We start from the raw sequence: 6816 nt of genomic DNA on the forward strand, positions 1-6816 counted from the left end.
TGTTGGGTTCGTTCTTCCAGGGCATTTTCATAACCTCCCCCTTCCGGGGCTCTTTCCCGGCTTCGGGTTATGGGTAGGGTTCAGCCACCAGCCGTAAACGCTGCCGGTAAGAGGGTGCCGTGTGTCGTCCGTTGGCTGGGGCTGAAATGCAAAAAGCCCCAGCGGTTAGGCCGGGGCTCGTAGATTCTTGTTGTTGCTTGTGGTGAATTTAGAAAAAAAGAAACCCGCCATTTGGCGGGTTACAAAAAGTGCCTGCGAAAAGCTTAAGCTACTGCTTTTCTGCTACGAGGACGGCCCTGTTGTTCGCTGCACTGAGCTTTGTGCTCAAAAGCGTTCGGGGCAGCCTTCATTAGAATTTCAACAGCAGCGCCCATTCTCGCAAATGCGCTTTTTGTGTCGAACTTAACTTCAGTCTTGGCTACTTTTTGCTCTTTCATATAAACCCCTTATGAGTCCCAACATGGTTCTCATTAAGAAACATTCTAGCATCTCTGCTAAAAACTCCCAACCTCGCAACTTCATCTACAGCTGCATTTTCAGTAGTTCTCTACTGTCGGGAGGCTCATCCTATCATTTTGAAGATTTGCGTCTACTGTTTTCGTGCTAAAAATTTAGACACCTTCGTAGAATTTTTCAAAAGCTCTTTCAAGAGTGACAACGTCTGCAACCATGATGTAGCCGCACTCTGTCATGACAAACCCAAAGCTAGTGTAGTATTCAATGAGTTCTCGCACTGGCTCCACGATTTGAACACTGACGGCTTCCACTGCCATGCAGAACAGATACGCCGCCATCAAAGTAAGGAGCACCATTCGACCTTTCAATGGGTGTTCCTTATCGTCCCTGTTAAAGCGCTCTATCATGTGAATTCGGAAAACTCTGTCTGTTATCCCATAAACACTCAAGCTCACACCTGACGGAACCGCTTCAACAGCATCTTTGACCAGCTTCACGCAAAACTCAAAATGGTTAGGGTCGTTTCCGTAATCACACAACCCCACATCCCATTCTAACTCACCAAAACCACCAGTTAGAATTCGGTAGTCCTGATCTGAGATTGGCCCTACAGCTAACTTAAGCCGTTGAGAATCGATAATGAGTTGAAGATTGTTCCTTACAGATTGGCCGATCTCGTCCAAAGAAAGCATGCGGTGATCCATGTTCTTCAATAGTTACATGGGGTCATTTTACACCTTTTCAAACTAACAGCACTTGAAAAAACCCCGCCGAAGCGAGGTTTTAAAAGTTGATAAGCTACGTCACTGCGTAACCACTCTTATCACAATAGCCAGTAAAATTCGTAACGAAAAGCGGAAATTTACGCGACAGCCGAAATTTCCGATCTGCTTGTCCAAGCGTCCATCTCAAGCGTCGCCCCGGTCATAGCCAAACAGCCCTCTATAAAGCTTTCTGCCATCATCAGCTTTTGCCTTATGTTCCCTTCTGAAACCTTCCATCTACGGGCTATCTCCGATTTTGATACTCCGTATCGATAGTGCAGCATGATTACCCCAAGCTCTCTTTCGTCGCGTACCTTCTTCAATCTACCCACGGCGCCGTCAACAATCAGACCGTCATTGTCGCAACATGAAGGCTTACTCTTGCTCGTATTCGGCAGAAGCCCCTTAAATCCTGCTGCGATCGGAGAGTAGTCCACGCCGCTGTTGTCTTTCGCCCACTGGCCCCAACGCTCTAAAACTAGCTGGATGTCTCTCATGCTTTTTCTCCCACGGCTTCCTGAAGTTGCTGGCGAATTTTTTGCAATAGCTTGCTGGCTTGGCGATGAACTCTTTCTGATCGTTTGTCGGCGGTTGAGAGCAGCAAAAGCTGCTCATTCAGATTGGCTGTGTTCAGCAGCGCGTCGCAGACGTTCAGGTACTGCTGGCGTGTTATGGTCACCTCTTTCATGCGATCGCCCCGATGCCGATGGAGTAATCCAGGAACTGCGCCAGCAAATCGGTTTGGCTACCATGTTCCGCTTCCCATGCCGCTGGGTCGTCATGCAGTTTGCGGTGACATGTACGGCACAGCGGGATTGTCAGGTAGTCGCTGGGCTTCGTTCCCATCCCTCCCAGGCCGTGGCCGATGATATGGTGAGGGTCATCAGCACGGGCGCCGCAACCGCAGCAAGGACGACTCTTAACCCAGCGGGTATATTTGCTGTCCTCTACGCGCGTAAGCTTCGGCCGCAGCATAAAGGCCTTTTGTGGCGCCGGGTCTACGGTGAAGCACTTGACTGCCTGTTTGGAGATAATCGCAGTGGCCGCCGGCTGGCAATCCATGTCGGATTCTTTGCGGATGCCGGTGATCACCTTCGGTTCTGGCAAGTCGGTGACGGTGCGCGCGACATCATCGGGGATCAGGTCGAATACGCCGGACAGCATGGCCCACAGCATCAGCTCAGGGATTGTCAGCTGTCCCTCAGACTTCAGACGGTGTTTTGCCGTTGCCACTACCCAGCGCGCCGTGTTGCGAGCAGCGATTTTTTCAATCTTCGGTGATACACCCAGGCTTTGTTTGTAGCACTGCGGGCAGATGCGAACAGCTGAATGCCCTACCCGTTCAGTGTCCAGAATCGTCGCCGGCCGATCATGCTTGCTGTACTGGCATTTCGTGAACTGCGTCGCCCAGGCTTCAACCGCGTTAACTCCACCGCAGGCGTTCGTCACGCGCTCATGCTGGAAGAAATCTTGCAGGCGCGGGTCATTTGCGATTTCATGCTCCACCGCTGGCAGAATGCCTTCAGGCGAACTCTTGAACTCGTCCGGCAACGTGGTAACCATCACGCGGCCTGTCATGTACGGCGCCAGTTTTTCGTCTACCGGGATCAGGGCAATACCCAGATCACGCTGTACAGCTGCTTTGACTATCGCTCTCATGTCGGTTGTCCCTGTTTTTTGGCGCGAATGCGAGCCAGCAGCTCTTCACCTTTGCGCTGAAATTTGCCGTCTTTATCCATCAGCTCTGAAGGGGCTGCGATATGCTGCTTGTAGGCGATTTGTGGCGCGGGGGTTGGCACGCGCTCGCCCTTAGCCAGTCGTTTAGCCCAGCGATTGAGGTGCTGCTGAATTGACTTCCGGATCTCACTTTCTGTGTGGTTGTACTGGAGCATCTGGTGACGAACGTCGATCACAATCCAGTACATGACCGGAGCCGACCAGTTGAAATCTTCTGGGCGGACGTGACCGCGATTAGCGCTGTAGCGTTTGAACTCCTCCTCAACCTCATCAACCGATGGCAGGCCGGCATTCAAAGCTGCGCCCGTTTTGCACCAGCCAATGAACTTCCCACAGCTCGGCCAAAAATCGCTTTCCTGCTGTCGGGCCATACGCATTCCAGCTTGCAGTTGTTCCACCGAGGTGATCCCGTTCTCTGCGAATGCCAGGATCCACTGACGCTTTGCTGCAGCGACTTCTGCTGGCGTGCTCAACGCTGTCTGTTTTGCCGCAGGAAAGACTTGCATGAGGTTGGTGAACAGCAGATCAACCAATTTTTCCGCATTCCCATTGACTACCCGCGCCTGTGGCTCCGCTGGCATCATCCGCGCCAAGGCTCCACCATCGCGATTTTGAATGGCACTCATGAATTTATTCATAGCGTGTTACCCCAGGCTTCGGCAGTGTTCCAGTGTCCACCAGACGCGCCGGCAGGGTTGGCGCTAAGCTTCAGCGTCAGATCATCCCACTTCTCGCGCAGCTTTGACGGGCTCAGGATGTTCTTGCACCAGAATGGATCCCGGTTTGCCTTCGCGAACAGCTCACAGATCTGCTTGTGTGTGCGTCCGTCCTGAGAGCACATCAGGCGGATTTCGTTTGCCCAGTCTGCCCAGTTAGGTTCCTTCGGTCTGGCGACTTCCCCATCGCTTTCGGCGGCTTGCTCATACAGCTTCACGATGCGAGAGCGGATCCACTCCGCGCACTTCAGGTCTTCAGCACTACCCCAGATTTTTTTCTTGGCACTGAACACAGCAGCTTCAGGATGCCGAGATAAAAACTTCTCCTCGTCTGATTCGTCGGGTTGCGTAGCGACCTGACAAGAAGATTTATTGTCTTTAGGTTCTAGTGATAGGTTCTGGTGCCACGTGCTGCCACAGGGGGTGCCAGCAGGTGACACAGGGGCTGTGCTTTCTGACACCACACCTGTGCTTTCTCCTGACCCACCTGTGTTTTTTGACGGCACAGGGGCTGTGCTTTTTCCTGCCATAGGGGCTGTGTTTTCTGACGACACAGGGTTACCCAAGGTCAACTGGTAAATATTTGACGTGTTGCCCTTCCCATTGTTGCTACCAAGGCGGTTCTCTTTTGATAGCAACCCCATAGTTATCAATGCCGTGATATGTGCCTTTACCGCGCTCTTGCTGCACTCGCAATGATCGGCAATGTGTTGGTACGACGGCCAGCATTCGCCGTCATCGTTGGCGTTGTCAGCCATTTTGATGAGCACCAGCTTGCGCAGTGGGTTACCCACCTTAATTTTCATGGCCGTTGCCATCAGGATCATGCTCATACATCCACCCGCTTAAATTTCTCTTTGAACCTCTCAAGGGGCTGCATGCACTCATGCGGATAGCCCTCTCGCGTGAAAATGACCTGGCGCTCAACCCGATCCCAGCGGATGACGTGAACCTGCACGCCCCGCCAGTCCGTGTAATACCGATCGAGCTCAGTACTTTGCGAGCAGGACATTTTTCAACCCTTGACGAGATACCGACATATCGATAACAATCAGGCTGTTCATTGCAGAACTCCCAGTTAGAAAAGTGATTGCCGACCAGCTGCAACTGCTCGGCTTTCTTCTTGCCCCAGGCCATAAAGCCCCCTATTCCGTCTTTGGTTCCCGGATGTGCTCAAGCATCGCCATTAACCCACGCGCCAGCTCTGCGGTTTCCTCGCCCCTGAACGTCAGCATGGTTTCCGAACGCTTAAAGCCGGTAGCGGCCAGCAGCAGGCTCGCTTTCTCCACCAGCCCCCCTTTGCTCTGCCAGCGGCTCACCTGCGATTTATCAACGCCGATCGCGCTGGCCAGGCTTGTCACTCCGATAGCTGCAATGCGGCTCATGATGTCGCTCTGAATCGCCTGAGCTTCGTTGCGTGTTGTTGCGACTGATTCCATTTACAATTTCCGTTATGTTGAAATGTTGCTTTCACGAAGAAAGTTTGCGTTTTCCATACATCAGCCAATGGGCTGTGCATTTAAGGGCTGAAGAAATCTCCAGTAAGTTTCTGGGCCTCTTCGTTTCCCCAGCCTCGAGTTGCTGGTATGACTGCTGAGTAATCCCAGCTAGCTCTGCAACTTCGGCTTGTGTAAGACCAAGCTCGATCCGTCGAGCCTTTGCCCGATGCGAAAGTGTGTTACCTGTATTCATTGCGCTCTCCTACAGTTTTATCTGTATTGTTCTACAGGCAAGCCTGTTTGTCAAATACAGTATTTACTGTGAAGATTTGCGCTGTTCATTAATGGCGGAGAGGGGTTATGAGCCTTGCAGAAAGGGTACGAACTAGGCGCGAAGCGCTTGGTATTACTCAAACAGAACTTGCTGATCTGGTTGGTATTCGGCAACAGTCAATTGCAAGCATTGAAAATGGTGAGACAAAAAACCCGAGAAAAATATTTGAACTGTCTCAAGCTCTTAAGTGCTCAATGCAGTGGCTAAAAACCGGTGTCCAAGAGTCGAATGCGACGCCTTTGGACGGTATTTCACTCTGGACAGACGATGAAGAAGAAGATGAAGATGATGTCTACCTGCCTTTCTTCAAAGAGGCTCAGTTAGCTGCGGGGAATGGTAGAGTGGTAGAGCTTGACTGCGAGGGTAGAAAGCTAAAGTTCTCACTCCGTAGCTTAAAAAAACTTGGAGTAAAGCCCGAAGAAGCGGCTTGTATGTCGGTCTGGGGTAACAGCATGGAGCCCGTTCTCCCTGATGGAGCTACAGTCGCCATCAATACTGGTAACAGGGAGATAAAAGACGGAAAGATCTATGCATTGGATCATGACGGTATGGCGCGGGTGAAGATTTTGTATCGCCTCCCTGGTGGAGTGCGTCTACGGTCATTCAACACTGATGAGTACCCCGATGAAATATATATGGGTGACGATAGCAACAAAATCAGGGTAGTTGGCGCAGTGTTCTGGTATGGCGTCACAATAAGTTAATCCCTCTCAAATTCAAGACCTCGCTTCGGCGAGGTTTTTTTTCGCCTAAATTTCAAACTTTAATCTTTTCCAAATCATTGGATTACATCATGACCTGTAATTTTTACAGTTTTTCCTGTTTACTAAATACAGTTTTGCCTGTACATTTTAATCCATCGACAGCAACAACGTCACCGGCAGGAAGCCACACAGGTAAGACGCCCAGGGGTGAGCGACGCAATCACTCCCCGGCCCCGAGAGGGATCGACCGGTAACGTTCTTTAGGGAGAAAGACTTTTAACCCCGCTTGCTCTTATCAGCTTCGGCTATGACGGGTGCAAGGGGACATAAGCGCGGGAGCCTGACCCAGCAACGTGAACAGGCAAACAACTGGAGGGCTGGAAAATGTAACGGTTACGGAGTGCTTTTACCCTGCCGCTGCCAGTGTGGGGCGGTAGGCATAAAACCACTGAGGAGCTGCACGATGAAAGCAATCAATGAGCACGTTGGCTGGGGTACTGATGGTCACGGCCTGAAGGTTCTGTTCTGCAACAAATGCCGCGAGGTTTTCTACCGCACACCGGATGCAGGCAAAGCAATCCAGGCTCAGCGCGTATTCAGCAAAAAGCACCAGTGCGCCAACTAACAGCAGAGGGTTACATGATGAAGGTAAAAATCACAACGACC

Annotated in this window: 12 protein-coding genes; 2 read left to right on the forward strand and 10 right to left on the reverse strand. The window is 51.4% G+C overall.

Annotated elements, in window-relative coordinates; genetic code table 11:
* Positions 1–263 precede the first annotated feature (263 nt).
* From H7A77_RS25040 to H7A77_RS25085, 10 genes are all read right to left on the reverse strand, one after another.
* On the reverse strand, positions 264–437 hold the full coding sequence (locus H7A77_RS25040) for a hypothetical protein (RefSeq protein WP_162838024.1): 174 nt from the start codon (positions 435–437) through the stop codon (positions 264–266).
* A gap of 174 nt (positions 438–611) precedes the next feature.
* Positions 612–1160: a hypothetical protein gene (locus H7A77_RS25045; protein WP_255443914.1), complete on the reverse strand. Its 549-nt coding sequence runs from the start codon at positions 1158–1160 to the stop codon at positions 612–614.
* A gap of 158 nt (positions 1161–1318) precedes the next feature.
* A complete protein-coding gene (locus H7A77_RS25050; protein WP_060706489.1) occupies positions 1319–1717 on the reverse strand; it encodes an antiterminator Q family protein in 399 nt (132 codons plus the stop codon).
* Positions 1714–1908, reverse strand: a complete 195-nt coding sequence (locus H7A77_RS25055) for a hypothetical protein (RefSeq protein ID WP_182074807.1) — start codon at positions 1906–1908, stop codon at positions 1714–1716. The genes H7A77_RS25050 and H7A77_RS25055 overlap by 4 nt, the downstream gene beginning before the upstream one ends.
* Positions 1905–2879 (reverse strand): DUF968 domain-containing protein, encoded by a 975-nt coding sequence (locus H7A77_RS25060; RefSeq protein WP_182074808.1) that lies wholly within the window; start codon positions 2877–2879, stop codon positions 1905–1907. Before H7A77_RS25060 ends, H7A77_RS25055 begins: the two co-directional genes overlap by 4 nt.
* Positions 2876–3595, reverse strand: a complete 720-nt coding sequence (locus H7A77_RS25065; protein WP_182074809.1) for a replication protein P — start codon at positions 3593–3595, stop codon at positions 2876–2878. The genes H7A77_RS25060 and H7A77_RS25065 overlap by 4 nt, the downstream gene beginning before the upstream one ends.
* Positions 3592–4506 carry a helix-turn-helix domain-containing protein gene (locus tag H7A77_RS25070; protein ID WP_182074810.1) on the reverse strand — a complete coding sequence of 305 codons (915 nt, stop codon included), beginning with the start codon at positions 4504–4506 and terminating at the stop codon, positions 3592–3594. Before H7A77_RS25070 ends, H7A77_RS25065 begins: the two co-directional genes overlap by 4 nt.
* Complete coding sequence (locus H7A77_RS25075) at positions 4503–4685, reverse strand: DUF4222 domain-containing protein (protein WP_182074811.1); 183 nt, start codon at positions 4683–4685, stop codon at positions 4503–4505. Before H7A77_RS25075 ends, H7A77_RS25070 begins: the two co-directional genes overlap by 4 nt.
* Positions 4686–4818: 133 nt before the next feature.
* The gene (locus tag H7A77_RS25080; protein ID WP_159360862.1) at positions 4819–5112 is read right to left on the reverse strand and encodes a CII family transcriptional regulator; all 294 of its coding nucleotides are present in this window, start codon (positions 5110–5112) and stop codon (positions 4819–4821) included.
* A gap of 31 nt (positions 5113–5143) precedes the next feature.
* Positions 5144–5365, reverse strand: a complete 222-nt coding sequence (locus H7A77_RS25085; RefSeq protein WP_072271169.1) for a helix-turn-helix domain-containing protein — start codon at positions 5363–5365, stop codon at positions 5144–5146.
* Between the two features lie 107 nt (positions 5366–5472).
* On the opposite strand from H7A77_RS25085, the gene H7A77_RS25090 reads away from it, so the two are divergent.
* Entirely contained in the window at positions 5473–6150 is a 678-nt protein-coding gene (locus H7A77_RS25090) for a S24 family peptidase (protein WP_060446915.1), read from the forward strand.
* Between the two features lie 463 nt (positions 6151–6613).
* Positions 6614–6775 (forward strand): hypothetical protein, encoded by a 162-nt coding sequence (locus H7A77_RS25095; RefSeq protein WP_154640411.1) that lies wholly within the window; start codon positions 6614–6616, stop codon positions 6773–6775.
* Positions 6776–6816: the final 41 nt, after the last annotated feature.

The sequence above is a fragment of the Serratia sp. ME47 genome, from assembly GCF_903970925.1.
Lineage (GTDB): Bacteria > Pseudomonadota > Gammaproteobacteria > Enterobacterales > Enterobacteriaceae > Serratia > Serratia ureilytica.